The sequence below is a fragment of the Sphingomonas sp. AX6 genome (genome assembly GCF_902506605.1).
Lineage (GTDB): Bacteria > Pseudomonadota > Alphaproteobacteria > Sphingomonadales > Sphingomonadaceae > Sphingomonas.
On sequence record NZ_LR733979.1, the window covers coordinates 2,430,720 to 2,457,494 of the forward strand.

At 61.0% G+C, this 26,775-nt stretch carries 28 protein-coding genes and 1 tRNA gene; 12 read left to right on the plus strand and 17 right to left on the minus strand.

Annotated elements, in window-relative coordinates:
- Positions 1-98: 98 nt before the first annotated feature.
- A tRNA-His gene (locus ENHY17A_RS11755) sits at positions 99-175 on the plus strand.
- Between the two features lie 103 nt (positions 176-278).
- The gene (locus ENHY17A_RS11760; RefSeq protein ID WP_159712932.1) at positions 279-1,331 is read left to right on the plus strand and encodes a Leu/Phe/Val dehydrogenase; all 1,053 of its coding nucleotides are present in this window, start codon (positions 279-281) and stop codon (positions 1,329-1,331) included.
- Between the two features lie 47 nt (positions 1,332-1,378).
- Here the strand turns inward: ENHY17A_RS11760 and ENHY17A_RS11765 are convergent, their stop codons facing one another.
- Positions 1,379-2,215: a hypothetical protein gene (locus ENHY17A_RS11765; RefSeq protein WP_236547910.1), complete on the minus strand. Its 837-nt coding sequence runs from the start codon at positions 2,213-2,215 to the stop codon at positions 1,379-1,381.
- Positions 2,216-2,659: 444 nt separating this feature from the next.
- Between ENHY17A_RS11765 and ENHY17A_RS11770 the strand changes: the two genes are divergently transcribed.
- The 7 genes from ENHY17A_RS11770 (at position 2,660) to ENHY17A_RS14840 (ending at position 6,117) form a co-directional block, all read left to right on the plus strand.
- A complete protein-coding gene (locus ENHY17A_RS11770; RefSeq protein WP_159712936.1) occupies positions 2,660-3,001 on the plus strand; it encodes a hypothetical protein in 342 nt (113 codons plus the stop codon).
- Positions 3,002-3,118: 117 nt separating this feature from the next.
- Positions 3,119-3,454 (plus strand): hypothetical protein, encoded by a 336-nt coding sequence (locus ENHY17A_RS11775; RefSeq protein WP_159712938.1) that lies wholly within the window; start codon positions 3,119-3,121, stop codon positions 3,452-3,454.
- A gap of 338 nt (positions 3,455-3,792) precedes the next feature.
- On the plus strand, positions 3,793-4,155 hold the full coding sequence (locus ENHY17A_RS11780; protein WP_159712940.1) for an MbcA/ParS/Xre antitoxin family protein: 363 nt from the start codon (positions 3,793-3,795) through the stop codon (positions 4,153-4,155).
- A gap of 110 nt (positions 4,156-4,265) precedes the next feature.
- Positions 4,266-4,448 carry a DUF6771 family protein gene (locus ENHY17A_RS14875; RefSeq protein WP_328799141.1) on the plus strand — a complete coding sequence of 61 codons (183 nt, stop codon included), beginning with the start codon at positions 4,266-4,268 and terminating at the stop codon, positions 4,446-4,448.
- 122 nt (positions 4,449-4,570) lie between these two features.
- Positions 4,571-5,479, plus strand: a complete 909-nt coding sequence (locus tag ENHY17A_RS11785; RefSeq protein WP_328799142.1) for an SOS response-associated peptidase — start codon at positions 4,571-4,573, stop codon at positions 5,477-5,479.
- Positions 5,480-5,558: 79 nt separating this feature from the next.
- Positions 5,559-5,753 (plus strand): DUF6961 family protein, encoded by a 195-nt coding sequence (locus ENHY17A_RS14905; RefSeq protein WP_443018314.1) that lies wholly within the window; start codon positions 5,559-5,561, stop codon positions 5,751-5,753.
- Between the two features lie 235 nt (positions 5,754-5,988).
- Positions 5,989-6,117, plus strand: a complete 129-nt coding sequence (locus ENHY17A_RS14840; RefSeq protein WP_268893995.1) for a hypothetical protein — start codon at positions 5,989-5,991, stop codon at positions 6,115-6,117.
- Between the two features lie 1,087 nt (positions 6,118-7,204).
- On the opposite strand, the gene ENHY17A_RS11790 is transcribed toward ENHY17A_RS14840, so the two are convergent.
- Complete coding sequence (locus tag ENHY17A_RS11790; RefSeq protein WP_159712943.1) at positions 7,205-8,428, minus strand: bifunctional alpha/beta hydrolase/OsmC family protein; 1,224 nt, start codon at positions 8,426-8,428, stop codon at positions 7,205-7,207.
- Complete coding sequence (locus ENHY17A_RS11795; RefSeq protein ID WP_159712945.1) at positions 8,428-8,904, minus strand: hypothetical protein; 477 nt, start codon at positions 8,902-8,904, stop codon at positions 8,428-8,430. Before ENHY17A_RS11795 ends, ENHY17A_RS11790 begins: the two co-directional genes overlap by 1 nt.
- Positions 8,905-9,101: 197 nt before the next feature.
- Here ENHY17A_RS11795 and ENHY17A_RS11800 point away from each other — a divergent pair, with 197 nt between their 5' ends.
- Both ENHY17A_RS11800 and ENHY17A_RS11805 read left to right on the plus strand, forming a co-directional pair.
- On the plus strand, positions 9,102-9,821 hold the full coding sequence (locus tag ENHY17A_RS11800) for a flavodoxin family protein (RefSeq protein ID WP_159712947.1): 720 nt from the start codon (positions 9,102-9,104) through the stop codon (positions 9,819-9,821).
- 52 nt (positions 9,822-9,873) lie between these two features.
- Positions 9,874-10,449 (plus strand): carboxymuconolactone decarboxylase family protein, encoded by a 576-nt coding sequence (locus tag ENHY17A_RS11805; RefSeq protein WP_159712949.1) that lies wholly within the window; start codon positions 9,874-9,876, stop codon positions 10,447-10,449.
- 54 nt (positions 10,450-10,503) lie between these two features.
- On the opposite strand, the gene ENHY17A_RS11810 is transcribed toward ENHY17A_RS11805, so the two are convergent.
- The 14 genes from ENHY17A_RS11810 to ENHY17A_RS11875 form a co-directional block, all read right to left on the minus strand.
- The gene (locus tag ENHY17A_RS11810; RefSeq protein ID WP_201296393.1) at positions 10,504-11,433 is read right to left on the minus strand and encodes an alpha/beta fold hydrolase; all 930 of its coding nucleotides are present in this window, start codon (positions 11,431-11,433) and stop codon (positions 10,504-10,506) included.
- Positions 11,434-11,556: 123 nt separating this feature from the next.
- Positions 11,557-12,219, minus strand: coding sequence for a haloacid dehalogenase type II (locus ENHY17A_RS11815; protein ID WP_159712951.1), 663 nt, complete (start codon positions 12,217-12,219; stop codon positions 11,557-11,559).
- Between the two features lie 81 nt (positions 12,220-12,300).
- On the minus strand, positions 12,301-12,903 hold the full coding sequence (locus ENHY17A_RS11820; RefSeq protein ID WP_159712953.1) for a carboxymuconolactone decarboxylase family protein: 603 nt from the start codon (positions 12,901-12,903) through the stop codon (positions 12,301-12,303).
- Positions 12,904-12,916: 13 nt separating this feature from the next.
- Positions 12,917-13,534, minus strand: coding sequence for a CDP-alcohol phosphatidyltransferase family protein (locus ENHY17A_RS11825; RefSeq protein WP_159712955.1), 618 nt, complete (start codon positions 13,532-13,534; stop codon positions 12,917-12,919).
- A gap of 16 nt (positions 13,535-13,550) precedes the next feature.
- On the minus strand, positions 13,551-14,831 hold the full coding sequence (locus tag ENHY17A_RS11830) for a NupC/NupG family nucleoside CNT transporter (RefSeq protein WP_328799143.1): 1,281 nt from the start codon (positions 14,829-14,831) through the stop codon (positions 13,551-13,553).
- An 11-nt stretch (positions 14,832-14,842) separates the two neighbouring features.
- Positions 14,843-17,923, minus strand: coding sequence for a TonB-dependent receptor (locus ENHY17A_RS11835; RefSeq protein WP_236547913.1), 3,081 nt, complete (start codon positions 17,921-17,923; stop codon positions 14,843-14,845).
- Between the two features lie 7 nt (positions 17,924-17,930).
- Complete coding sequence (locus tag ENHY17A_RS11840; RefSeq protein ID WP_159712959.1) at positions 17,931-18,365, minus strand: hypothetical protein; 435 nt, start codon at positions 18,363-18,365, stop codon at positions 17,931-17,933.
- Between the two features lie 43 nt (positions 18,366-18,408).
- Positions 18,409-20,559, minus strand: a complete 2,151-nt coding sequence (locus tag ENHY17A_RS11845; protein ID WP_159712961.1) for an FAD-dependent oxidoreductase — start codon at positions 20,557-20,559, stop codon at positions 18,409-18,411.
- Complete coding sequence (gene nrtS / locus ENHY17A_RS11850) at positions 20,556-22,067, minus strand: nitrate/nitrite transporter NrtS (protein WP_268893996.1); 1,512 nt, start codon at positions 22,065-22,067, stop codon at positions 20,556-20,558. Before nrtS ends, ENHY17A_RS11845 begins: the two co-directional genes overlap by 4 nt.
- The gene (locus tag ENHY17A_RS11855) at positions 22,019-22,666 is read right to left on the minus strand and encodes an NrsF family protein (protein ID WP_159712965.1); all 648 of its coding nucleotides are present in this window, start codon (positions 22,664-22,666) and stop codon (positions 22,019-22,021) included. The genes nrtS and ENHY17A_RS11855 overlap by 49 nt, the downstream gene beginning before the upstream one ends.
- Before the next feature lie 2 nt (positions 22,667-22,668).
- Entirely contained in the window at positions 22,669-23,193 is a 525-nt protein-coding gene (locus tag ENHY17A_RS11860; protein WP_159712967.1) for a sigma-70 family RNA polymerase sigma factor, read from the minus strand.
- Positions 23,190-23,693, minus strand: coding sequence for a DoxX family protein (locus tag ENHY17A_RS11865; protein WP_328799144.1), 504 nt, complete (start codon positions 23,691-23,693; stop codon positions 23,190-23,192). Before ENHY17A_RS11865 ends, ENHY17A_RS11860 begins: the two co-directional genes overlap by 4 nt.
- Positions 23,694-24,222: 529 nt before the next feature.
- Positions 24,223-24,921: an anti-sigma factor family protein gene (locus ENHY17A_RS11870; protein WP_159712970.1), complete on the minus strand. Its 699-nt coding sequence runs from the start codon at positions 24,919-24,921 to the stop codon at positions 24,223-24,225.
- A complete protein-coding gene (locus ENHY17A_RS11875; protein ID WP_159714555.1) occupies positions 24,918-25,400 on the minus strand; it encodes an RNA polymerase sigma factor in 483 nt (160 codons plus the stop codon). The genes ENHY17A_RS11870 and ENHY17A_RS11875 overlap by 4 nt, the downstream gene beginning before the upstream one ends.
- A gap of 94 nt (positions 25,401-25,494) precedes the next feature.
- Here ENHY17A_RS11875 and ENHY17A_RS11880 point away from each other — a divergent pair, with 94 nt between their 5' ends.
- Positions 25,495-26,760: a S8 family serine peptidase gene (locus ENHY17A_RS11880; RefSeq protein WP_159712971.1), complete on the plus strand. Its 1,266-nt coding sequence runs from the start codon at positions 25,495-25,497 to the stop codon at positions 26,758-26,760.
- Positions 26,761-26,775 lie beyond the last annotated feature (15 nt).

Here is a 26,775-nt window from a genome sequence, read left to right on the forward strand (position 1 = left end):
CATGACACGGCGCGCGCGAACGCATCTTGCGTTTGCCGCGAAACCCACCGATATGCTTGACCCGAGCCGCCCCCGGACGCTAATCGCGCGGCTCTACGGCGACCGTAGTTCAATTGGTTAGAGCGTCGGCTTGTGATGCCGGAAGTTGCGGGTTCAAGTCCCGTCGGTCGCCCCATTTTCCGCCGATCCCGGCACCGGCTAGCTGCGTCCACCCGGCCATCCCGTCAGGCGTTTGCACATGCGACCCGATCCGCATCGGCACCGTGAAGGATGTGCGCGTGCTGACCAATTGGGGCTTTGCCGACTTCGACGATCACGAAGGCATTCACCTGTTCACCGATCCCGATTCGGGGTTGCAGGCGGTGATCGCGGTGCATTCGACCAATTTGGGACCGGCTGCGGGTGGCGTGCGCTTTTGGCATTACGCCAATACCGATCAGGCGATCACCGACGCGCTGCGCCTGTCGCGCGGCATGAGTTTCAAGAACGCGATGGCCGACCTGCCGCTGGGCGGCGGCAAAGGCGTGGTGCTCGCCGCCAATCCGGGCGACGTCATCACTACTGCACAGCTCGAGGCTTTCGGTCGCGCGGTCGAATCGCTCGGCGGGCGCTATGTGACGGCAGAAGATGTCGGCATGTCCGAAGCGCGGATGCAGGTGGTCGCGACGCAGACCCGCCATGTCAGCGGCCTGCCGGTGGGTGAGGGTAGCGCGGGCGGCGATCCGGGACCGTTCACCGCAATGGGCATCTATCTGGGGGTCAAGGCCGCGGCCAAGCGCGCGTTGGGTGCCGACGACATGAAGGGCGTGCATGTCGCGATCCAGGGCATCGGCAGCGTCGGCGGCGGGCTCGCCAAGTTGCTGGCCAAGGACGGGGCGCGCCTGACCATCGCCGATGTCGACCAGAACCGCGTCGCGCAATTCGCGGCGGAACTGGGCGCGGAAACCGCCGACCCGACCGCTATCCTGGGTATCGAGGCCGATATCGTCAGCCCCAATGCACTGGGCGCGGTGCTGACCGAAGGCACGATCGCGGCGTTGAAGTGCCAGGCTGTAGCGGGCGGCGCGAACAACCAGCTCGCGACGCGCGCTGATGGACAACGCCTGCATGAGCGCGGCATTCTCTATGCCCCCGATTACGTCATCAACGCAGGCGGCATCATCAATGTCGGTCTGGAATATCTCGGCAAGGGCGACCGCGCCGAAGTCGAAAGCCGTATCGCCCGCATCCCCGATCGCCTGGTCGAAGTGTGGGACGAAAGCGACCGTTCCGGCGCGCCGGAGAGCGAGGTTGCCGACCAGATCGCGCAGCGGTTGATCGGGCGGGGGTAAGCGGTCGATAGATGCCGTTTAAATCCATCCCCAAACGTGGTCAGGCCCTAAGTTGCTCGATCGCCGGGTTCTCTCGCCGGTCGGATCTGTGGTCGTTTTGGCAGGAACGGCTGCAACTTTGACCTGTCTTTGCCCGCTATTCTTTGAATGAAGGCACCAGTCCCAGACTTTTGATATTCTGGGAACTGTTCAATTGGGTATTTCGGAAAAGGCTTAAGCCAGCTCCTTTTTATTTCAGGATTCAGAAAATCAAGGTCGGTGCAGTAAACCCAAGGCAGTATTGCATGAATTTGGTTTGAAACCGGCGCATCAGTGATTTCCACCGTCATCCGAACGATGCGATATCCCGGCAGGACGGTCTGTAATTCGGTCGCGGGCATGAACCGAACCGAATAAGGGTTGTTCCTGTCGGCAAAGATGGCGAGGGCCGGATAGTCGTCCTGTTCGACTTCGCGAACACCGCTTACGTCAGCAAGCGCTCCGAATTGCTCCATCAAGGATTCGCCGCCGGCGCTGGGATCGGGATTTCGGGGCGGAATCTGATCTTTGAAGGGGGCCGTCAACATGGTGAAGGTTCGGGTGGGTGGGTCCACCCACCCGAAGATGGCGAACAGATAATCGCCGCTACCCAAATCGACAGGCGTGGCCTCGCCCCGTGAGTTCATACGAAAACCGCCTGCCTCCGGACCAGGAAAGGCGCGGCTGAGCGCGCCCTTCACTTCGACGACGCTGGAACCTGTGCGCAAACCCTCAGGCGTTTCGACAACCACCGTTAATCGATAGCGCAACGTAGTGCTGGGCGACGAGCATGCGCTAAACGCCGCAAAGCACGATATGGCCACGACGATCAGCACGCGTTTGGCAAACATTGACTGTTTCGCCATTGGTCTTCCACCTCACCTTGGCGGACAGGGTGGGATTCGAACCCTTACCTTAATTCTATTGCTCGTTACGGTCGTAACCTACTGAAGAATTGAAAAAAATGTACGTCTCAATCCGTACCAACGTATGGGTTAATTTCGAGCGCTCGACGCAGTGTCAAAGCGCTACTGCACTTTGACACTGCGTCGAGCGCAACCGCCGCAGGCGGACGTGCGAACAAATATGATGTTGCGGCCTATAAGCTAATTTGCGATGCTCGAATTATTGCTGGTAACTCCCAGCAGTGGGGCGTCGTAACCTCAGAGCTCTCGGCCGGTCGCATACATGCGGCCGGGTGGCCGTCGCGTATGTCCAGGGCTTCGCCTAAAGGCGGGGGCGCCTTGGCGAGAGCTCAGGTTACGAACACCCGGCTTCGGCCGGTCGCTCCGACATGAGGAGGACCGGACATGCGTTTTTACATCCCTGGCAAGATCTCGACGGACGAATTGCCCGGATTATTCAACAAGATTGTGGACGTCCTGAAAATCACAGGGGGAACGGACCTATTCGTCCTTCCCATCGACATCCGTGTATTGAAAGATCATCACGAGCTGGATTTTTCTCACAACGGCAGACTTCAGGGGTCTGATTTACGGTACCGTGAAGGTCAAGGTTGGGACGTATTCACAGACGGCACGGTGGAAGCAATGCCGGTCGAATTTACCCTCCACTCGCTCCCCCATTTACACAGCCCGCCCGGACCAAAAATGTTTCCTGGGAAGGAGCCTTGGAGCGGCGAGGATGCGTGAGAACCTAGACCAAGCAACTTCCAGGCGTTCTGCGACGGGGAACGTGATGCCGGAATATTCGGTTGGCCAGCTGCGGATCGATCACTTGGGTACCCCCACACCTTCCGGCGTCGAGAAATGAAAATCTGCATTCCAGAAGGTTTCGCCCCGGACGACCTGCCTCAAATCCTGGCAAAGGTCGGTCAGATTGTCCGGTTCATGGGGGCAGATCATATTGGGCCAACCGTGATCGATATTCCGCTGAAGGCAGAGGCGCTCGAACTGGACTTGTTCGCCGCCGGCAACCACCACGCTGTGCATTTACGCAGGGTAGGGGGAACGTGGCAGGCGTTCACTGACGGTACGCCGGGAACTCTTCCCAAAGGCTTTCGGGTAAGTTCGGCAGCGAAATATTTTGGCCCAACCCAGCCAAAGATGCGCGATGACACCTCTCCGTGGAACACAGATCCGTAAGCGCATTTGAGACAGCTGTCGAAAGCCGCATTCGTTGACCGATACGACGCCACCAGACTTGCGCGCCCTGCGCGACAAAGCCCGTCGCGCGAGGACTGGACACCAGGCGACCTTTGATCCAGCGGAGCACCGTGCCGAGAAAGCGCGAGCAAGAAAACAAGACGACGATGATCTCGCTGCGGGTCTCGTCACCCCGCAGGAGCTGAATCGCCGCAACGGGCTTTTCAGCAACGTCGATTTGAGCAGGGCTACCGTTCGTCGGAGAAATCCAAAGGGGAAGTTATGAGCGGTAGTCCCACAATTGATTGCCGGCACACACGCGGCAAGCGAGCCACCGAATGACCGATGCTACCTCTCACATGCTGAACGCCGGACTTCGTACGTTTCGCAATATCGCTCGCGTGTGGCAACTCAGCGATGTCGAACAGTACCAGGTTCTCGGGCGGACGCTGATCGATGCTGAGTTTGAAGCACGGACTGCTTCGGCGACAGTCTTGGAGCAGGCCACGCTGCGACTCTCGGCATTGCTGGGTATCTATGCCGCGCTTGAAAGCCTGCTTCCAGGGCGGGCCGCTAGATGGCTAAGGTCGCCAAACAGCGCACCGCTGTTCGACGGCCACCCCCCACTCGACCTGATGCGATCAAGCAGCACAGCTGACGTGATTGAAGTTCGCCGATATCTCGATTGGCAACTGACCTAGGCGCCGGCGGTCGCTGAGGTTGGCCAGGCCGTGCAGGATAGAATGATCGGATGACCGGCAGCATCAATGATAGCTTGATCTGCGTTCTGTTTCTGTTCTAGTTTCTGCGTATGGAACAGGATCGAATCGTAGCAGCGCTATCCGGTGCCCCGGCTTGGGCGAAGGTCGGGCTAACCATGCCCTCGGAAAAGATGCGGGAGCGCGCCGCGCTGGAGATTGCGAACTGCATCGTCGACGTTTTGGAACGACCGCTCGTTGTTGCCGATCGGAACCAGCTCACCCTGTCGCTGTGATTTATGGGCGCAAGTATCCGTCTACGAGTTTGGGCGGACTGGGCTCGACACAAGGTGATGGTGGCGCCCAAATGCGGCAACTGCGGGCGGCACGGTTCGGTCGATCCGGTTGAGTTGATGCAATGGGCGACGCTGCATCGTTGGCCGAGCTCGGCGGCGGTGAATGCCAAAAAGTTCAAGTGCCGCAAATGCGGCGGCCGGGCTTCGGAATTAAAGTCCTCGTTGATGCCCGCGAGCGTTCCAAACTGGGGACCTTCGGAACGCGAATGGAAGCGGATGCAAAATCGGCTACGAAGTTGAGATGGCAATCGTCTCCGCTATCATTCTGCTCGGCACACTCGCGATTATCGCCACTGATCTCTATGTTTCGTGGAAGGAGCGCCAATAAGATGTGCAATTTGTACAAACTCAGGCGCTCCGCGGCAGAGGTCGCGAGCATCTTCAGTGCAAAGGTCGAGACGCCATTTAACGCCGCCGAAGAAGTCCTGCCGGGCTACCCAGGAATGGTCATCCGCACCGGTGACAATAGTCGCGTGCTCCAATCGATGGTTTGGGGATTCCCGCTTCGCCTGAAGACGATGAAACCAGGATCGAAGCCCAAGCCGGTCAACAACGTGCGCGACCTGGGCAAAGGCATGTGGGTGGGCTTGGCGCGCAAGCCGCAATGGCGTTGCCTAATACCTCTCACCGAGTTTGCCGAGGCGGAGGGGCCGAAAGGAAGCAAAACCCGCACCTGGTTTTCAGTGAAGGACCAGCCTGTTGCGGCATGGGCGGGACTTTGGCGCGAGAGCGCCGAATGGGGTGCGGTCTATTCCGGAGTGATGACCGACGCCAATGAAGCGATCCTTCCGGTCCACGATCGGATGCCGGTGCTGCTGATGCCGCAGGATCAGGACCGTTGGCTTCATGGCGACTTCGACGATCTTATTACTCTTCAGGCCCGGCAGTTCCCGCCTGATCTCGTTCAGATGCATCGCACGGACGAGCTTTGGGTGCGGCGTAGAAGCGATGCAGGCAATGTGCCGTCCTAGCTTTACAGCGGTGCGTCTCGCGGCTGTCTCGATCCTAATGATTTTGACTGTCGTCGCAGTGATGGCAGGCTGGGCGTAGATAGACCGCGGACAAGAACTATGGGCGGCGGCCAACATGTTGATCAGTCGGCACGGGGCGGACGCATGGTTTCACGCCGCACAACGGGCGGATGAGTTGTCCGCCCAAGGGGACGTTGACGGACATCTTACTTTTGTCGCGATACTCCGCCGCATCGAGAAACTCACAGACCCCGCGGAGGGGGCGTTGAACTGACGCCCCACAATCGTGAAACCCTTGTGAAAAGCGCTTTCATGACGATTCTGTACAATTAAATTGTCATTCTAACCGGTAAGGTAGCTCTTGCGACCCGAAGCGATTGAATGATCGCTTACAAGACTGGGCTGGCGAGCGATCGCCAGCCCATTTTGCCACCAGTTCGGTCGTGCCGCGTTGAGCAAGGGGCAACGTAACCCTGTCCTACAAGGCCCCGATCTGCATATTGGCCCCAATGAGCAGGCACGAATCTGACGAACCGCGCTGGAAGCAGCGAGCCATTGCTATCGAGTATTGGGTGATGACCGCGTTTGTCGTCGGCGCTTTCGTCGTCGGGATCATCGGCGCGATCAACTCTTTGTGATCCTAGCCCTGATCCTTGCTCAAGCCATTCCAGCTGGCACTACATTCAAGTGTACCCCGACCCGGGTATGGGACGGCGACGGGCCAATCTGGTGCGCCGAAGGTCCTCGTGTGCGATTGGCCGGAATCGCCGCCCGTGAAATGGATGGGACATGCAGTACCGGTCATCCCTGCCCCGCCGCGAGTGCCGAGGCGGCTCGCGACGGCCTGGCTCGACTTGTAGGCAAGTCAACTGGCCGATCGCGCGAGGGGCATGTGTTGGTCCGGGGCCTGCCCTTGATATGCCGTTCCACCGGCAGTGCGGCGCGGGGCCGCATAGGGGCTTGGTGCCGTACTTCCCGCGGCACTGATCTTTCCTGCGCAATGGTTCGGTCTGGCCTCGCCGCTAAATGGAAGCGGTACTGGGGGCAGAGAAAGTGCGGGGATCTGTAATCGGGCTCGTCGGCCGTCTGCTTTGCGCCCCAAAATCGGTCGTTCGCCAAGCCATGAGCTAACCCCGGGAAGCTGCCATCCGTTCGGGTGACGCAAATGGCGTAGGTTCGTGGAAAGTGGACCGGCCCCTTTCGAGCAGCAATCTAAGAGAATCGGACGCTCGTGGTCCGCTTCGCCCCGGCAGTCAGCGGCCCCGATACGCTCGCTTATCCCATACTGCCGCAAATCACACGTGAACTCAGCAGAAATCCCCCCTGCGACGGGTGCATACGCGACATTCTCCACATTCGTCATCACAGCCTGTTTACCCCTCGGGACTTCGACGTCTCGCCATACTTCTGGATCGTGAAGCCGAGCCTCGAGGCTTCTTTCGACCACCGGCTGCTGAGCTGGGCCAAGTCTCCAAGCCGGTTCTAGACCGAACGGCGAGCATCCAGTGCCGCGAGGAGCAACGGGCGCTCGGTGACCGCTCTGCCAATCGAGTTCGATCTCACGCTCGGTTCCATGCTGGCGCGCAAGAAGCCTGATCGGGCCGGATGCCCCGCGCGACTTTGCGACCTTGCACATCAGAAGATCGTGCGAATATTCCTCGCCGCAAACCTCGAGCAGGACAGTTCCGACCGCGAGCTCGGCATCGAAGGCCGGGCTGTTCCAGATCATCTGCCGGGTTCCACCTCACCAGCGATATCGTGGATGTGCAGTTCGCCGGTCAACGTCCGGTGGACGGGACAGCGATCGGCAATGCCATGGAGCCTATCGCGTTCGGCCGCGGACATGTCTCCCGCTATCGATACCGTCCGGTTGATCCCCTCGATCCGCGTCGAACTGTCGTCGCAGTGATCACAATCGGTCTGGTGATTGCGGTCGTGATCGAGCGTCACGGTGACGGTGTCGAGCGGAATCTTCTCGCGTTCGGCAACCATCCGGATGGTCATTGCCGTGCAGGCTCCCAGACTTCCCAACAGGAGGTCATAGGGTGTCGGACCGGTGTCGGCCCCTCCGATCGAGGCCGGCTCGTCGGCGCGCAAATTATGCGGACCGGCCGTGATCTCGACCGCGAAGCCCTTCTGGACGCTCGCCACCTCGACAGTGCCCTTGCCGGCCGGAGAAGGTCCGTCCTCGTCGCTTTTGAAATGACGCGAACTCCAGGCGGCAATGACATCGCCGATCCAGTCGGCATCGCGAGAATTGGTCAGCAGGTGATCCGCGTGCTCGAGGCTGAGAAACGATTTGGGGTGCATCGCGGCCTCAAAGAGGCGACTGGCATTTTCGATCCCTACGATCGCATCGAGCGGCGCGTGGCAGATCAGTTTGGGAACGGCGAGCCTTTTCATGGCGGTCAGCACTTCGGCTTCGCGCGCTTCCTCGACGAACACTGAACCGATGCGAAACGGTCTGCCGCCGATCGACACCTCGACGGAGCCGTCCCGGCCGAGTGCTTCGAGATCCCCATCGATATTGCCCAGAACATGCGCGACGTCGGAAGGCGCGGCAAGCGTGACCAGGGCCTCGAGGTTCGCAATGCGGGAGGCGGCGACAATGGCGGCGGCGCCGCCGAGGCTGTGCCCGATCAGCACTGCGACCGGCGCGTGCCGGGATTCCAGATACGATGCGGCAGCGAGCAGATCCTCGACATTTGCGCCAAATCCGCTTTCGGCAAAATCGCCTTCGCTCTTGCCCAGACCAGTGAAATCGAACCGCAGTGCCGACAGCCCCCGCTCCGCCAGCCTGCGGCTGAGGCGCGTCGCCGCGAGACTGGCCTGGGTACAGGTAAAGCAGTGTGCTATAAGCGCCGAAGCCCGCGCCGGACCCGGGGGTTCGACCAGCGTTCCTGACAAGGTCCCGGAGGGCCCGGGAAATACGACCTTGTGCTCGCGCATCAGGCGAGCGCCTCATCGGTTTCGCAAACATAGGCCCCGTAAGCCCAGCCAAGGGCAACTCCGAAGATCGCATGGCCCACTGCGCTTACCGTGCCGCGCGCCATCTCGAACCAGGGGAACAGGGCGGTAAATCCGTAGAAGTTGACGGCATAAACAAGCAAGCCGAACACCGCCGCAATGCCGACGGCAACCCATCTCGAAAGTCCGAGGGTCGAATGGATCAGGCCCCAGATGATCCCCAGGACGACGGACAGGGCAAGATGCACCATCATAGCCACCATCATGATGCCCAGGTCGAATGTTGCAGGTGGCGGTAGGACATCGCGGCCCATTACGATCGCAGCCATCATGCGGGGCGGACCGAACGGGCTCTCGCCCTCGATAAGGGCAACCATGGCCATCTCGGCCATGAGAAAGACCACGGCCGCGATGACACAGGCCTTAAGCGCTCCGCCGAGATGAAATTTCGATCGCATTATCGTTCTCCCCTTTTGTCAAAATGGCCCTTCACAACCGCAGTATCTGAGCGGTCGGTGAGGCGGGCTCATACAGGGGTATTCGCGCGAAAGAGGCGCGTGGTTACAATGGTCTGGCGCAAAAAATGTCACCGGGATGTAACTTGCCGGATCGAGCGAACGAACCCGCCCGGGAAGCATCATAAGCAAGGAGTACCATGACGGACGAAACCCAATTCAGCGGACAAGGGCTTTCAGCCCTCTTTCTCAATTGCAGCCTCAAGCGATCCGACCAGCAATCGCACACCCAGCTCTTGATGGATAATGCCATCGCGATCATGGAAGCGAACGGTGTCGCCGCGCAATCCTTGCGCCTCGCCGACTACGACATCGCGCCGGGAGTTCAGCCCGATATGCGTGACCATGGGTGGGACAACGACGACTGGCCCGCCATCCAGGAGAAGGTCCTGGCCGCCGACATACTCGTTCTCGGAACGCCGATCTGGCTGGGGGACAAGTCATCCATCTGCACCCGGGCGATCGAACGGCTCTACGGATACAGCGGCGAAACCAATGCGAGGGGACAATACGTCTATTACGGACGGACCGCGGGCTCCATCATCACGGGCAATGAGGATGGCATCAAGCACTGCGCGATGAACATGCTCTATTCGCTCCAGCATCTGGGATACGTGGTTCCCCCTCAGGCCGATGCCGGATGGATCGGCGAAGCGGGACCCGGCCCTTCGTACGGCGACGATGGGAAAGTCGGGCTCGACAACGACTTCACCCGCCGGAACACGACGTTCATGGCATGGAACCTGATGCACATGGCCTCAATGCTCAAGAAGGCGGGCGGATATCCTGTCCCTGGCAACCAGAAGGATGCCTGGGAAGCCGGCACCCATTTCGATCATCCCAATCCGGAATACCGCTAGCGGCCAGGCGCCAAATCCTTTTCGAATTTCCATCACTATCAGGGAGCTGACAATGTCAGACACTTACCAGATCGAACTTGCGCTACGCACTCCGGACGACACGGATGAAGCCGTTAGCGCTCCGCTCAAGCAGGCGCAGAAGACCATGGGCATGGTCCCCAACATGTATGCCGGCATGGCCAATCTTCCGGCTCTGCTGGCGACCTACAGCTTCGGATACGACAAGTTTCGCAAGGAGGCTGGTTTTTCTTCCGTCGAGCAAGAAGTCATCCTCCTCACGGTCAGCCGCGCAAACGAGTGCCATTATTGCGTCGCCGCCCACAGCACGCTCGCCGACACCATGTCCGGCGTTCCGACAGAAGTGACCGACGCGATCCGCAGCGACGAGGAAATCCCCGAACCCAAGCTGCGCGCGCTCGCCGAGTTCACCCGCGTGATGTCGGAAACGCGTGGTAATCCTTCACCTGCTCAGGCCAAGGCGTTTCTGGAGGCGGGATACTCGGAGGCCCACATTCTCGGGATAATCCTCGCTATCAGCGTGAAGGTGATTTCCAACTACAGCAATCACCTGTTCCATACGGAAGTCGACGAGGCCTTTGCGGCACGCGAATGGAGCGCGCCCCTATAAACTGAAGCGTGGGAATGTTCGCTGTGGGAGCTCGTAAAGCACGAGGGTCAGGAACTAGGCCTCCGGATGAGCGGTCCTGACGAGTGCCATGATCTCCTCGGCGATGACATCGGGATGATCCTCGGGGGTAAAGTGCTTGCCCCCGGGGATTCTCCTGAGTGGCGCGCCGAGGTCACGTGCGAAACGCTCACCATATTCGATCTTCTGAAAGCCGTCTGCCTCCCCCCAGGCCAGCCTGGCCGGGATGTTGAGTGACGCCAGCTGCTCGGAGACAGCTAGGGTATCGTTCACATCAAGTGCGTTGATCTGCCGAACCATCGCCGCTGCCCCGCCGTGATCAACATATTTTCTGGCATGATGCCGCCAGGCTTCGAGGGCCGCATCTAGCCGGTCGTGGCCGCGCAAGAGAAGCGTAAGTAACAGCATGGTGAACACGGAATCCGGGAGATGTCTGACGACCCCGCCGGTTTCGCGCATCGCTTTCACACTCGGAATTGGCCAGGAATCATATCCGATCGCGTTCGTGAGGAAGAGCCCACTACACATTTGCGGGTTTCGGACCGCGAAAATCTGGGCGACGCCGCCGCCGAGGTCATGGCCGACGATTACGGCCGTCTCTAAGCCGATCTCGTTCATCCAGGCTGTAAGGTGATCGGCCTGCGCAGCGACTGAAATGTCCCGGCCCTTGCCCTGCTCCATGGAATCGCCATAGCCGACCATCTCCCAGGCAAGGGCGCGTACTCCCGACAAGCGCGGAACCACGTGTCTCCAGAGCGCCGGCGATGTGGGGATTCCGTGAAGCAGGATTACGGGTACGCCTTCCCCCCGTTCCGCCCACGACATGTGGATACCGCCGACATCGACGAAGTGTCGCTCACCAGAAATGAAACCTTCCCGGGTTTCTTGATGGGAGGACTTCACCCACTTTTTGGCGGCAAGCGACGTGGCGATCGCTAGGGCTCCCAGTGCCAGTGTCTTCCTCACGCGGCCATCTCCATTTTGGTGTCAGTATATCCAGACGACGTGGCTAGTCCGGCGTTGTTCCGCATAGTGCCGACTTCTTTCTGGCGCACCCGTCACCGTCCATGTGTAAAATCGACAAAAACTCTACCAGTCGAGCGCCGCAAGCTGGTCTATGCGGTCTATTTCCCGGACTCCGGCTGAAGCGAAGCCGGGCTGGCTGTTTCCGTCTCTCCTGATGAAGACGGGCTGCATCCCCGCAGCAGCGGCCCCGAGCAGGTCCCATGAATGGCAGGCGATCATGGCCAATCGGGACATATCGACCTGCATCGACGTGGCGACATGGCGATAGGTTGCCGCGGCAGGCTTGAATTGTTCCACGGAATCGACGCTGAACTGGGCTTCGAAAAAGCGGGCAATTCCGGCATTGGAAAGCTGCTCCGCCTGCGTATCGGAATCGCTGTTGGTCAGCGTCACCAGGCGGAAACCCTGCTCTTGCAGGAACGCGAGGCCGTCTTCGACGTCGCCGTGCGCGGGAAGCTGCGTCGTGGCGGCCTTGAGATCGCTCGCCGCGCCTTGGGGCAAGGCGCGATCCTCGATTGCTGCCAGCATGCCGAGCACATCGCTGGCGATGCTTCCGAAAGGCATATAGCGCCCAGCAAGGGTCAGCGATTGAGAATAGAGCACCATTTGCGCAAACCACCGGCGCATTGCTCCTGCATCCTCGAACCATCGCGCGAACAACGGCTCGAGCGGCCGGATATCGAGCAGGGTTTCATTGACGTCGAATACCAGTACCGGCCGGGCCATCACGTTCCTTCTCCAATGCACCCATCAACGGATTGAACGCGACGCTCTGAACCAACGTTCCCCCTCCCGGTGGGGCGAGCGCTAGCTGGCGTCGTGCGAAATATCCCAAAGGCCGAGCAGACGCGTGTAGCTTCGCTCGCCCCGATGGGGATCGTCGGTGCTGCCGCCCATTCGCGCGAGGCGAGCATCCATCTCCGCCTTGTCCGCCTCCAGCGGATTAGATTTTATTCCCGAGCCCTCGACGATCCGGTTCATCAGGTTGAACAAGCCGCAAATGCTGACTGCGTCGAACAGCGCGCGTTCATCCCATCCCGCCGCATAGACCCGGTGGGCATCCGCCTCGACCATCATCGCAGGCGTGCGGGTCAGCTTGCCGACATAGGCGAGGAGCGGCTTCATCTTTTCCTCGATCGCGCTGTTTTCCAGGTCGGTCAGCAACGTCTCGAACAAGGCCTCGTCGATCCCGAAAGCGCGTGCCGCGACAACGTGCGCACCATGACAGTACGTGCACGAATTCAATCCCGAGACATAGGTAGCGATAAGCTCGCGCTCGGCCACGGTCAGGGGCGACGGGTCGCGCAGCAGCCGGTCGTGATATTCCAGCAAGGGAGCGACGCTGTGAGGAAAGCGCTTGAAGACCTTGTCGAGCCCGGGTTCGCCTTCGATCGATGGAAAAACTCCCATTATGAAACCCTTTCTATTCAATTGTGTCCGATCGGAACTTCGCGTGGGCAAGAGCGCTGCGCTGGATCACTGTCAGCAGGCATAGGCTCGCATATATCCAGGCAAACAGCGCAAACTTCTCGGGCCATAGGCACATAAGCACAAACACGAAGATCGTCTCGGTGCCCTCCGCGAGGCCGGTATTGTAAAAGAAGCTCTTGTGCCCGTGCGCCTCGGTTGCGACTCCGCGTTTCGCGGCAAGCGTCGCAAAAGCGAGGAAACTGATGCCGGTCAGCGTGAAGGCGGCCACAAGCACCATCGCGGGAAGCGTGTTGGCTGGAGCCGCGAAGCCGAAGCCCAGTGGCACCGCGACGTAGAAAGCAAAGTCGGCGACGATATCGAGATAGCCGCCAAAATCGGTCTGCCGGGTCGCCCGTGCTACCGCGCCATCGAGACCATCGAGAAGCCGGTTGAGCAGAACCAAGACGAGCCCGAGGGCGAACGCGCCCTGCGCGATCGCCACTGCGGCAGCCAGGCCCGGTACAAGACCGATGAGGGTGACCGCGTTGGGTCCGATCCCTCGCCTTGCGATCCATCTCCCGGCTACATCGAGCGGAGGATCTATAAGCGGTCGCAGTTTTGCATCCAACATTGCGCGGGCCTCAATTCTAAGTGACGATACCGATGACCGCGCCTGTCATGAGCGAGACCATATTGCCGGCAAGCCAGCTTTTCATTCCAAGAGCCGCGACATCGCCGCGGCGCTCGGGGCACAGTGTCCCAACCGTCGAGACGATTAGTCCGACACTGGCGAGGTTGGCGACACCGCAGAGCGAATAGGTCACGATCAGCAAGGTGCGCGGATCGAGCGTCCCGGGTGGAAGTGCGGCGAGTTCCAGATAGGCGACATATTCGTTGAGGATCGCCTTGGTGCCCATCAAGCCGCCCGCGGCGGGCGCTTGATCCCATGGCACTCCGATCGCCCACATGGCGGGCGCGAACAGCCAGCCAAAGATGCGCTGCAGGGTGAGCGGCGCGCCGTCGATCCCGGGAAACTGGAACAGGATCTGGTCAGCAACATTCACCAGCGCGAAAATGACGATGATGATCCCGAGCACCGCGAGCACCAGCGTCACGCCATCCGCAGTGCCTCTGATCAGCGCATCCATGCTGCTTTCGTATTTGAGACCCGCTTCTGGTTCACCGTCGGAGTCGCTATCCGGCACCGGACCCACTGGGGGCGGGACCATAAGCCGGGCAACGAGCACCGCGGCGGGCAGCGATATCAACGAGGCGACGATCATGTGACCGACCGCATTGGGCACGGTCTGCGACAAGGTCGTCGCATAGAGGATCAGGATGGCGCCCGAGATCGTGGCCATGATCAACACCATGATGGAAAACAGGTCTGAGCGGCTCATCCTCGCAAACCAGGCTTTCAGAACAAGCGGGGACTCAACGACGCCCAGAAACATTGTCGCACCGGCCCCCAGTCCGACCACCCCGCTGACACCCAGGGTCTTGCGCAGCATCCATGACAATCCGCGAACCGCAGCGCGCAGGATACCCCAGTGCCAGAGCAGCGCCGCGATTGCGGAGAATACTATGATGAGCGGCAGGATCTGGAAGGCGACGATGACCGGTTCCTCGGCGCCCGGTCTGAGCACGAAAGGAATGGGCGCTCCGCCGGTATAGCCGAACATATAGCTCGACCCGACCAGCGTCGCGCGTTCGATCGCCGAGACCGCACTGTTGGCATAGCCCACAAGTGTCCACACGAAGGGAACCCGCGTTACGACAAGAGCAATGGCGAACTGCAACGCCAGCGCACCTCCAATCCAGCGCCATCCCGGTCGCGCCTCGCGGTTTTCCGAAATGGTCCAAGCGATCACGAGCACTGCCGCAATTCCGATCAGACCCTGAAAATTCTGTATCCACTCCGGCATCATGCATTCGACTTTCAAAACTTGTAGGCTAGGCCGAACTGGAATTGGCGGGGCGGACCGGCATTGCGCTGCAAGAAGGAGGCACCGCCGCCGAACTGCACCTGGTTCGAGGTGGTAGCGGCATTTGCAAAGCCGGACTCGTTGTTCGCATTGAACAGGTTGAAGACATCGGCGCTGGCCTCGAGCAGCCCGCCAGCGACCGGCAACGCATAGCGTGCACCAAGATCGACGGTGGCCGACCATGGCAAACGGCCGGCATTCCTGCGCGCGCCCGGGTAGCGATCTGAATTGCCGACGAAATTCTCGCCGAAGCTTGCCCCGTCGCCGTTGAGATCCTGCGTACCGAAAATGCGTGCGTCCGGCACGAAGTTCACGGGCTGGCCCGACTGGAAGAGGCCTGCAAAGGTGAGCGTCAGGCCGTCTGTCGGATAGAGGAAGCCCACTGCCGAAATGACGTGGCGTCGGTCGTTTGCCGATGGGCCCCATTCGGAAGCGAAGTCGTTGCCATCGGCAGCGCGAAAATTGATGTCGTCGGTGTCGTTCTCGAGGCTGGACAGCGTGTAGGCGAGCCGGAAGCCGTAGAAATCATCCCCCCTTGCCTTGTTCGCCTGCAAAAGAAGCGCCGTGTATTCGGCCTCTCCGGCGGTCTCGGACACGGTGATCTGCCGCGCGCCACCGGGCTGCCGCGAGACTGGCCGCGACGCATCGGCATCGGCCTGCGAACGCACCAGCCCCAGTTGCTGCGCAAGAGCCAGGCGTGACGCATTGTCCCGCGCGGCTTGCAACAGCGCAATATTGTCCTGCGTCAGATTGGCGAGATCGGGTCTGAACAGTGTCGGCGCATTGAGATCGCGCAGACGCACCAGATTGTGCGAACGGCTGTAGATCAGATCGGCGGCCAGGGTGATCGTGTCGGTCGCCTGGAACTGGTAGCCAGCGCTCAGCTGGACCGAATAGGGATTGTCGTAGCCTGCCGGACTTAGGATGCGGGCTTCGTTTATGACGGCGGTATTCCGCAATTCCTGGACCTCATCGGGCGTGGGACATTGTGAAACCGTCGCGCACTGCGGTGACACGGTGAGGTTGCCATCGAAGGTCAGATCGGAAAGGTCGGCTTCCGCAGGAAGCAGGCCCAGGGACTGCAATTGCGCGAGTTGGTTGAGGAACCCCGGCGACCGCGTGTTGCGCTGGAGTGCGTCCGAAACGACGGCGTAGGACAGTTTGCCGTAGAAGAGACCCGCACCGAACCGCAGCGTGGACCGCGCATCGGGACGATAATTCAGGGCAAAGCGCGGCGCGATGTTATCGTGGTCGCCGCTTCTGCCGCCTTCTTCGGAGAGACTGTCGTAATCATAACGCACGCCCAGCGTGGCTGTCAGCCGGGACGTAAGCTGCCACTCGTCCTCGACATAGAAGGCGAGCTGAGTCTGGTCAGTGCCGAAGCTCTGCGGGCGCAGCTCTACCGCGTAGTTGATGACCGCCGGATCGAGCGCGAGAACCTCGCTTGCACCGAGGCCAAGACCTGCACCGCCCTGCGCCAACGCACCGAGCTGCGCATCGGTGAGCCGCACGGTGTAATTTCCGTCGGGATTTCCGCCGCCGAGCAGCCCGATATCCGAATGGATCGCATCGACGCCCACGGTCAGCTTATGCTCGCCAATGGAGCGCTGTGCCCGGTGTGTCGTCTGCCAGGTTTCCTCGCGACTGTCGAAAACGAAACCGGGATGCCCGACCACGCCGGCGGTCAGTCCGCTGGGGCCCTGGATCGTGACCTGCGGTCCAGCGCCGGCAACCGGCTTTCCGTAATCCCATCGAAAGCGACTATACTGAAGCGCCCCGTCGTAGCTCCACACATCGCCCGAATAGCTGGCAGTCGCCGCAATCAGGGTCGAGAGGCGGTCCTGCCGCGACCCCGCCGAGGGGAAAGTGACATTCCCGCCCCCCAGCGCGCCGCCGGGACGATCGACCGAAACCCGCCCGATGTTGGCGCGCAGCGAAAGCGTCCAGTCATCGGTGAGCCGGTGGTCAATCCTGAGCGAGCCGAGATGGAATTCATTGTTTCCGGTGACGTTCTCGACGACGCCGAGCAGCGGAGCGTCAACGATCTGCACGTTGCGATCGCGCGTAAATTCGTAATTGGCATAGAAAAAGGTGCGGTCGCGTGCGATCGGACCACCGAGGCTGGCGCCGGCCTGATAGCGTTCGAAGCTTTCTCCGACCGGATTGCCGGTGAGATCGCGCCGCGGGAAGGCGGATCGGGCATCCAACGGCCGCCCCGGGCGGATCAACCCATAAAGTTCGCCATGGAACTCGTTCGATCCCGATGGCGTGGTGTAATTGATGATGCCGTTCGCCGTGCGCCCGTATTCCACCGAATAAGAATTTGCGAGCACCGTGACTTCCCGCGTGAAACCAAGCGGCACCGGAAATTTGATTCCGCCGAGAAAGTTCTCGTTATTGTCGAGGCCATCGATCAGATAGTTGGTGTCCAGCCCATTCGAGCCATTGATCGAAATCGAAGGCGCCTCGGGAAAGAAGCCGGTCGAGGGAACCACGTTCGGGAGACGCACCAGCGCTCCGATGACATCGCGGCCCTCGATCGGAAGAGCCGCAAGCTCTCTCTCGCCGAGCGAAGCCGACACTTCCGCATTGACCGCATTCAAGCCGGTGACCGCGCGAATTCCCGTCACGACGATCGTATTGCCAGCGCGATCGATGCGAAGCGTCACGCTACTGGTGAAATTTGCCCGCAGCGAGACCTCGCGCGACGCCGCTCCAAAGCGTCCCTCGGCATCGCCCGTCGCAAACACCCGGTAGCTACCCGCCGTGGTGAGGCCTTCGATCCGGGCCTGGCCGTTGGCATCGGTCCGGACTGTCCGCTCATATCCGATACTGTCGTTGACGATGCGAATTTCGGCATCGGGTACGGCTTCGCCGCTCCCCGCGTCGACGACCGCAATGGCGATCCCCGCCTGCTGGGCATAAGCGGGCGACGCGGTGCAGAGGGCGATCGCGCAGGCGGCGCCGCCCAGATGGAAGGGAGTCATTCGCATTGAGATGTTCCAGTTTGACCGCAGGTCGTAATAGAGGGGCAAGGGCGTATTATTGCCCGGCCCGACGCGCCTGGAGCCAGCTATCGAGCGACCAGCGATCCTCCTCCCGCAAGGCGACGAGCAGCAGGCTGGCGAAAGCAAGGGCGAGCGAGGGAAAGAAGAGGACATTGCTGGTCTCGGGAGTCAGCAGGTAGAGGCCCAGCGGATCGAGCAGATATTTCCAGATGGTTAGTGCGCCGAACACCAGCACCACGGCCTGAGCGACGAGCGCAAACCGCCGGAACAATCCGATGATCACGAGTATGCCGATGACCAGCAGTGCCGCGCCCCAGGCGACCTGGATCGCTTCGGCCGATCCCAGTCCGGAATAGTATTTCGCGCTCACTCCGGCGCCTTTCTCGGGTGCGGTCACGCGAATGAGTCCCCAGACCACGAGAAGCAGAGCGGTTGCGACACGCAGGCCGGCCAGTGCGAATTGTTTCATCGGTATTCCTTTCAGATCATTTGGCTGCTGCCGAGTGGGCTCACTAGCCGCGCCGCCAGCGATGATATCGCTCGACGATGGCAAGCAGCCTTTCGGGCACATGCTTCTTCTTCCATTCACCGGCGGCGAACTTGTTCGCCTCGGCAAGCGTTGGATAGGTGTGGATCGTGCTCAGGATCTTGTTGAGACCAAGGCCATGTTTCATTGCGAGCACATACTCGGCAAGCAGCTCGCCGGCGTGAGCCGCGACGATCGTCACTCCCAGGATCCTATCCTTCCCAGGCGGCGTGATGACCTTGACGAAGCCACCGGTCTCGCTTTCGGCAATCGCGCGGTCGAGCTCTTGCAGGGGATAGATGGTGACCTCGTGCTCGACGCCCTGCTCGGCCGCTTCCTGTTCGTTCAGGCCAACACGGGCAATTTCAGGGTCGAGAAAGGTCGTCCAGGGGATCACGCGGTAATCCGCCTTGAAGCGCCAGAACTGCCCGAACAGCGCATTGACGCTCGCAAACCAGGCCTGATGCGCCGCCGTGTGCGTGAACTGGTAGGGGCCGGCAACGTCTCCGGCCGCGTAGATGTTGGGATAGAGCGTGGCCAAGTAATCATCGGTGACGACCGTCTTGTCGGTATCGATGCCCAGCTCTTCCAGCCCGTAGCCTGAAAGGCGCGCCTTGCGGCCGATAGCGACGATCAGGGCATCGAAACCGATGCGGCGTTCGCCATCCTCGCTGCGCAGAATAGCGATCTTCTTACCGTGTTCGGTCTCGAACCCGATCGCTTCGTGACCGGTCAGAACGGTTGCACCCGACGCCTCGAGACTGCCTTTGGCGAGTTCGGACACATCTCCATCCTCACGTGCCAGAATCCGATCACCGCGCTCAACCTGCGTCACGGTCGCTCCGAGCCGGGCGAAGGCCTGCGACAGCTCGCAGCCGATCGGTCCGCCGCCGAGTACGACGATACGCCGGGGTATCTCTTCGAGCCGAGCGAATTCATCCCACAGCGTATCGCTGGTCAGGTAGCCCGTTTCGGAAAGGCCGGGCAGGTCGGGCACGAATGGCTCGGCTCCTGCCGCGATGACGACCGCGCGCGTGGTGAGCCGCCGCGTGCTGCCGTCGCTGGCGGCTATTTCGACGGTCCAGGGATCGACCAGCCGGGCACGACCCTGCAACACATCCACACCGAGACCGGTATAGCGCTCGACGCTGTCATGAGGCTCGATTTCGGCAATGATGCGGTGAATACGTCCCATCACCGCGGAAAAACTGAACTGTGGTTCCACCGCTGAGAGGCCATACCTTTGCGCCTCACGCATATGTTGCGCGACCTTGGCGCTCTTGATCAGTGCCTTGGATGGCACGCAGCCGTAATTGAGACAGTCGCCGCCCATCTTGGAAGCTTCGACCAGCGTTACCTTCGCCTTTACTGTGGCGGCGATGTAGGACGAGACGAGACCTGCGGAGCCTGCCCCGATCACCACGAGATTCCGGTCGAACGAGCGCGGTTGCTGCCACTTGCGATAGACTTGGCCGCGCCTGATCCAGCGCATGACGAACTTTCCAATCCACGGCAGCAAGCCAAGCGCGGCGAAGGAAAGCAGCAACTCGGGTGTCGCGATATCGCGCACGTCCTCGATACCGGCAAGCTGCGTACCGGCATTGACGTAAACGATCGTGCCGAGAAGCATGCCGACCTGGCTGACCCAGAAATAGGTCCAGATGCGGATGGGGGTCAGACCCATCACGAGGTTGACGGCAAAGAAAGGGAACACCGGCACGAGCCGCAGCGAAAACAGGTAGAAGGCGCCATCGCGTTCGACCCCGGCATTGATGGCCTTGAGACGCTGCGCGAAACGGGACTGGACCATGTCGCGAAATAGATATCGCGCTGCCAGAAACGCCAGCGTTGCACCGATTGTCGAGGCGAATGACACGACAATAGTGCCCACGACCAGGCCGAAGAGTGCACCTGCCAGAAGCGTCAGCAACGCCGCTCCGGGAAATGATAGGGCGGTGAGCAAGACGTAGCCAAGGAAGAACGCTCCGAGGACGAGCACCGGGTGGTTCTCGTAAAATCGTGCAATCGTGCTCTGATACTGTCTTATCGCCTCGAGGTTCGCAAACTGGCCAAGGTCGAGAACAAACCAGGCAGCCAGCGCGAGGGCGAGGACGGTCAGGAGGACAAGGCGTTTCACGTACTGGTTTCCTGATCGAATGGGTCGGAGCGGTTTGTTTCTGTCGCCTTCGACCTGCGGAAAGGCATGGCGCTCTCCATCGTCTGGCGCGCGCGCGCACCGCTGAAGCTGGCAACGAGAAACGGGACGAGGTAATTGAGCGCGATGCGACCCCAGGAAACAGCCTCCCCGGAAAGCAGCTCGTCACCCTGGTTGATCGCGTTGAGGCAGGTGCCGACGACGAGCGACACCTGCAATGCCGTGCGAACAACAGACGGCGAGAGCATCGCACGTGCTAGCGTTGTTCGCCTCAAATCGGCACGCCCGGACACCGCGAGACGTTGGAAATGCATCACGAACCTGCGATCGATCCAGTCCTTGAGATGCCACACCCATGAGCCCTGCACCGACAGACTGCCCCACGACAGGATCGCATTCCGGTCGCCGGTCGAGAGCAGGTATAGCGTCCGCTTTCGCGGACTATATGGACGCAACTTATCCCCACGAACGAACGAACGCAGGTTTGCGGCAAGGATCGGGCCCGCCTTGACGGCGTGGACTCCCGAGCGCGCCAGCCTGCGGTCGGCTCTTTCGGATACATCGCCTGCGGCGAATACCTCGCGGTGCGACCGGCTCTGAAGATCGGCTCCGATGGACACGCCTCCGCCGGGACCGAGCATCAGGCTGCTGTCGGCGAGCCAGCGAGGAGGGTTGCTCCCGGTCGCAGCAATCACCAGGTCGAACCTGGCGGAGCCGCCATTGTGCAATAGCTGTCCGCCTTCTCCCACCTCGAGGTCGGTCTGCTGAATTTCCACGCCGCGTCCTTCAAGGGCCACGCGAGCACGTTCCCGAACGCCGCACGCGTGCCCGGCAAGCAGCCCATCCTGTCCGGTAATCAGAACAATCCGGGGGGGAACAGGATTGTCCTGAAAACGAGACGCGACGGCGAATGCCAGTTCCGTTCCTGCCGCACCTCCACCGACTACGGCGATCTGTGAAGGACCGGATTGTGCGACCGATCTCTCGAATTTCTCCCATTGCTCCATGAACCGGCCGATCGGGCGAACCGGGCGCAGTGCCTTGATGCCAGAGAAAGCCGAGAGCTCGAGATGTCCTCCGACCCCAAGCGAAAGCACGTCGTAATCGAGGATTTTGCCCGAAGAGAGCGTGAGCAGTTTCGCATCGGCATCCAGCGCAGCAACCTCGTCCTCGATGACCTGAATGTCAGTCGCCGCTGCCAGGGACCGGATGTCGATCTCGAGTTCGCTTCGGCGGTACAGGCCTTCGATCCACCCGGGCAGCATTCCGGAATATATCATGCGGGAAGAGGGCGTCACCAGAATGCGCTCGGTTCCCTTCAGGGGATTGCGCTGCCAGTCTTCCAGAACGGCCAAATGCGAATGACCCCCGCCAGCGAGGATCACGCGCAAAGGCCGTGAAGGGCCGGCTCCAAACCCGCGGCTACTGTTGGGTTCGGCCCTCACCAGCGAAGAAGAGGCGGGACGACCACTCGGCCGAGAAGTGCGCACGCCAGCACCGCGCCGGTATGCCAGATGCCGATATGGATTATATCCGCATGAGCGCAGCTGAGCGAAAAGCCGGCAATCCCGAAGCACCCCGAAGCAACGCCGGTCAAAAGGCCCGCCCTCGCGGGATTCGTTGGCGCGCCCTTCCGCTGCCATACGGTCAGCGCAACAAAAGTCAGCAGGCCGAAAAGTGTTCCTGCCATCACACACCCCAGACCGTCGAGAGAGGAAACCGAGGCGAAATCAGTGTGCCAGCTGTCGAGAGAGCTCACCAGGGCAGCCAGTGGAAGAATGCCCAGCATCAACGCCGCCCATTTCCACCCGGAATGATCGGCTCCGACCTGGGGCTTGCTTTGCAGAACGACCGAGAGCGACGCTATGAATCCGAGGAGCAGAAACGAGCCTGTCGCGATGATATAGACGGGACTTGCCGCAAGCATCGTAAGGTTCCAGCGTAGGCCGGTTATTATGATTGCCGCTGCCAAGGTGACTGCCAGAGATGCCCCAGCGACAATTAGACCGCGCGTGACGCTGATAGGGCGGACCGGCCGGAGGTCTCCCACAAGCTCATCGATCAATGTATCGGACTTATACTGCGACATTGTCACTCACTTTCAATCGAAGCCGCGAGACGCTTTAGTCCGCGATGGATGTTTACCTTGACGAGGGATTCGGTCTGACCCGATGCGCTCGCCGCCTCGGAAATGGAGAGGCCCTCGATCTTGACCAGCTCGATGGCTTCCGCCTGCCCGGCAGGAAGGCGCGCAAGTAAGCGCTCAAGACTTATCCGGGCCGCGATGGCCGGCTCGTCGCTCCAGGCCGCGTGGTTTTCATCGAGCAGGGTTTCGGGTTTGCGATAGAGACGGCGTAGCTGATCGACCCATCGATACCGGGCGATGGCTGCTAACCAGGGTAGAAAAGCTCGCTTCGAATCGTAAGTCGCGAGTTTCCGATGGAGCGAAAGCAACGTGTCCTGAATGAGGTCGTCCCGTAGTTGCTGCGGCACCTTGCCCGCGAAGTAGGCACCCAGCCACGTCCGACATTCGATCAAGAGGGTTCTGTAGGCTTCGCGGTCTCCAGCCTGTGCCCGAGCCGTGAGGTGAGCCATTGATCGTTCATCTGGCTTCATTCGCTGCGGCCCTTCGCAAGCAGGTGATCGATCGAAAACATACCCGCGCCGCGTACGATAAGCACGAGCAACATGGCGGCCCATAGCCTATGCGTGGTCCACCAGGCTTCGGGATAGACGAAAAGCTGGATCACCATGGTCATTCCCAGCAGCGCCAATGCCGAGACCCGCGTGGCGAGACCCACGATCAGTAGAATGGGAAAAACGTGTTCTGCGGCTGTCGCAGCTATTGCCGCGAACTCGCTTGGCAGGGGTACCCCGGCATACTCATTCTCGAACAGGAAGTAGGCTGTATCGCTGATCTGTAGTGCGCTGCCTTCCTCGATTTTGGTCCGCCCGGAGCGCCAGAATATACCGGCTACAGCTACGCGCAGGAACAAGAGAACTAGAGCCTCTATGACCTTACTCGACGCAGTTTTTACGACGGAATCATATATCGCCGTTACCGCCATAGTATCCCTATCTCCGACTTGAAGCACGCCTCTTTTCAGGTAGTTCACCTGCCAAGGATCAACTCGTGTTCGTTCGGAAAGCGGATTCGGTTACAATGAGAAACTCGGTGCAAGACTTTTTGCTATGCCTTTGCTCTCGACCTTCCAGAAGCACTCAAATGTCGCACGCTAAGCCTGCAATCCATGTTGCGCAGCGTCGTCCCTGTCGGTCGCTGCGTGCAAAAGGTAATTCACTGAAACCTTGTCCCCTCCGAGGGTAGCCCCGAAAACTAATCCGGATGTCCGCTTTGTGACAAATTCTCTCAGAAGCAGAATGTCTGGAACCGGCCCAAGAGTTAATGGGCAGGTTTGCCAAAAGCGGTCGGTCGGTAACGCGCCCCAAAATTGGTCATTCACGCGAACCGTGTACAATCCCGAAAGCAGACCGTCCAAGCTTTTGGCGTAACAGTGTTTGGGGGTGATCACTCTGTAACGGATCGGTGCAATTTAGAAAGCGGGTCCTTAAACATGCACTGGTCACGGCCTCAAATTACTGTAGGTTTTTGCGCAGGCAACGACTTTGGCTGCTGATCCTCGCCTATTCTCTATGCCTAGTCAGCGCAGCCTGTTCGCTCGTCGCGTCCAGCGGTTCGCCGATCATCATCGCTTGGGCATCGGCCATCATCGCCGTGCTTGAGGACGCGGCTTGGCGAAAGTCGGTCGCTTGGGCCTCGACCCCACCGTAAAGCCGCGCCAGACGCCAGTCATCCCCGCTTTCGCACGCGATTCCAGCGAGGGCGCCATGTTCGAAACTGCGGCAAAGCGCACCGCTCTCATCGCGGAATGTGACCCCTATCTGTACCGACGCACCATCAGCTTGAGTAGACGCCAATTGTGTGTCCAACGCCCGTGCCACCTCGCCTCGTGCCACGATTTGCCCTGCTTCCATCGCGATACCGCTCTCTGTAGCAAGGCGCGGAAGCGCTTGGCCGACGAACAGCCCAATCGCCAAGCTGGCGGCAATGGCGCCCAGCCATTTGGGTGTTACAGAGGGGGGCGCAGCGTGCAGCGGCGTCACTTTTGTAGCGTCGCGCAAAACTTCCGCGACCCTGGGCGGAGCGCCCGCAGCGGCGATCGGCGCGAAGGCTCTACAAAGCGTCAATCGAAGTGCCTGGTGACGCGCCACCTCGGCAGCGAGCGCCCGATCATCGGCGATGGCGCGTTCGACGCGCCGGGCCTCGATTGGCCCCAATTCGCCATCGGCATAGGCCATCAGCAGCTCGGGTTCGATGCTCACGCCGCTTCTCCCAATCGCGCCAACAGCGCCTCGCGTCCTCGTGCCAGCCGGGAGGTTAGCGTGCCGATAGGCACCTCGAGGATTTCGGCGGCTTCCCTATATGCAAACCCTTCAATCACGACGAGCGCGACAGCCTCTCGCTGTTCGGGGGGCAGTGCCTGCATCGCCCGCCCAACGTTCCCCAGTTCCACTGCCGCTTCTTGATCTCCCGACGTGCCGAGATGTTCGCCTTCTTCCGGCGCGACGAAGGTTTCAAGGCGACGCTTTTCGCTCCTGGCCGTGTCGATCCACAGATTTCGCATAAGCCGATACATCCAACTGTCGAGCCTCGTCCCGGGCTGCCACTGGTCGCGGCGCAGCAACGCGCGCTCGACCGACGCCTGGAGCAGATCGTCCGCATCCGCCGAATTGCGGGCAAACGCGTGCGCGAACCGGCGCAGGCGCGGCACATGGCCCAGCAATTCGTCCTCGAAACGCAAAACGTCGTTCGCTCCCTTATGATGGATGAAACGGATGCCGCCGCCCGTTTCATCCAGCATGACAGAAAATAATCGCCTGTATAGAAACCGGCAGATGACCGCCGCTCATTCGCGCCATCTGCTAGCCCGCCTGACCATCGGGCTGCTCGGACTGCTGGCCGCACTGGTCGCGCCAGTCGCAGTGCGTGCGCAACTGGTGCCATCGCTGCCCGGCACGATCGACCGAACGCTGGGCGGAGTGCGCGATACGCTCGAACCAATTGATCGCACGGTCGATGGAGTTCGAACACTCGCCCGCGATCAGCTGCAACAGACGCGCGATCTGGCGCGCCAATATCCCAACCGGATCGCGATCGATCCCGATGGCAATGCCGTACGCGCGGGTGAAGTCACCGTGCTGGACGCCGATGCCGCGGTCATCCGCGCGGCGGAAGTACGCGGTTTCGGGCTGATCGAGACAGTCGATCTGGATGGACTGGGCATCGGCTACGCGCGCTTTTCGGCACCGCGCGGGATGTCGATCGGACGCGCGCTATCGCGCATGCGCGGCGTGTCGGCTGGGCGCGACGTCAGTGCCGATCCGCTGCATTTCACCAGCGGTGGGCTGGGCGAGGAAGCGGTAGCAACCGGCGCGCCCGCCACCCCGCAGGTCCGCCGCCGCATTGGCATCATCGACGGCGGCGTGCCGCGCGGGACGGCAGGGCTCGTGGAGCAACAGGGTTTCGCTACCGGCGGCCCGCGTCCGCACGACCACGCCGCGGCCATCGCATCTCTGCTGACCGGAGGCGGCGGGATCAGGCCCAGCGCAGCCGGCGCATCGCTATATGTCGCCGATGTCTATGGTAGTGATCCGGCAGGCGGCAACGCCACCGCGATCGCCAAGGCATTGGCCTGGATGACGCGCGAGCGCGTGCCGGTCGTCGTCGTCAGCTTGGTCGGCCCGTCCAATCCGCTGCTCGCACGTGTGGTTGCAGCGGCACGGCAGCGCGGGACGATGGTGGTCGCCGCAGTCGGAAACGACGGACCCGCCGCCCCACCGGCGTATCCCGCTTCCTACCCGCAAGCCATCGCGGTCACCGGTGTCGATGCGCGCGGGCGACCGCTGATCGAGGCGGGTCGCGCGCGAAAACTCGATTATGCGGCACCCGGGGCAGACATGCTGGCGCTGGCGGCAAATGGACGAGCGCTTGCGGTGCGGGGGACGTCTTTCGCTGTGCCGTTCGTGGCGGCGCGGATATCTGCGCATCTTGCGGAGGGCCATGACCGGGCCATCGCAGCAGTGGACGGAGAAGCGAAACGCGGGGAACGGGGGACGGGACGCGGGATCGTCTGTTCGGCGTGCCGGACGACAGTGCGCTGAAGGCGTCTTCGCCCT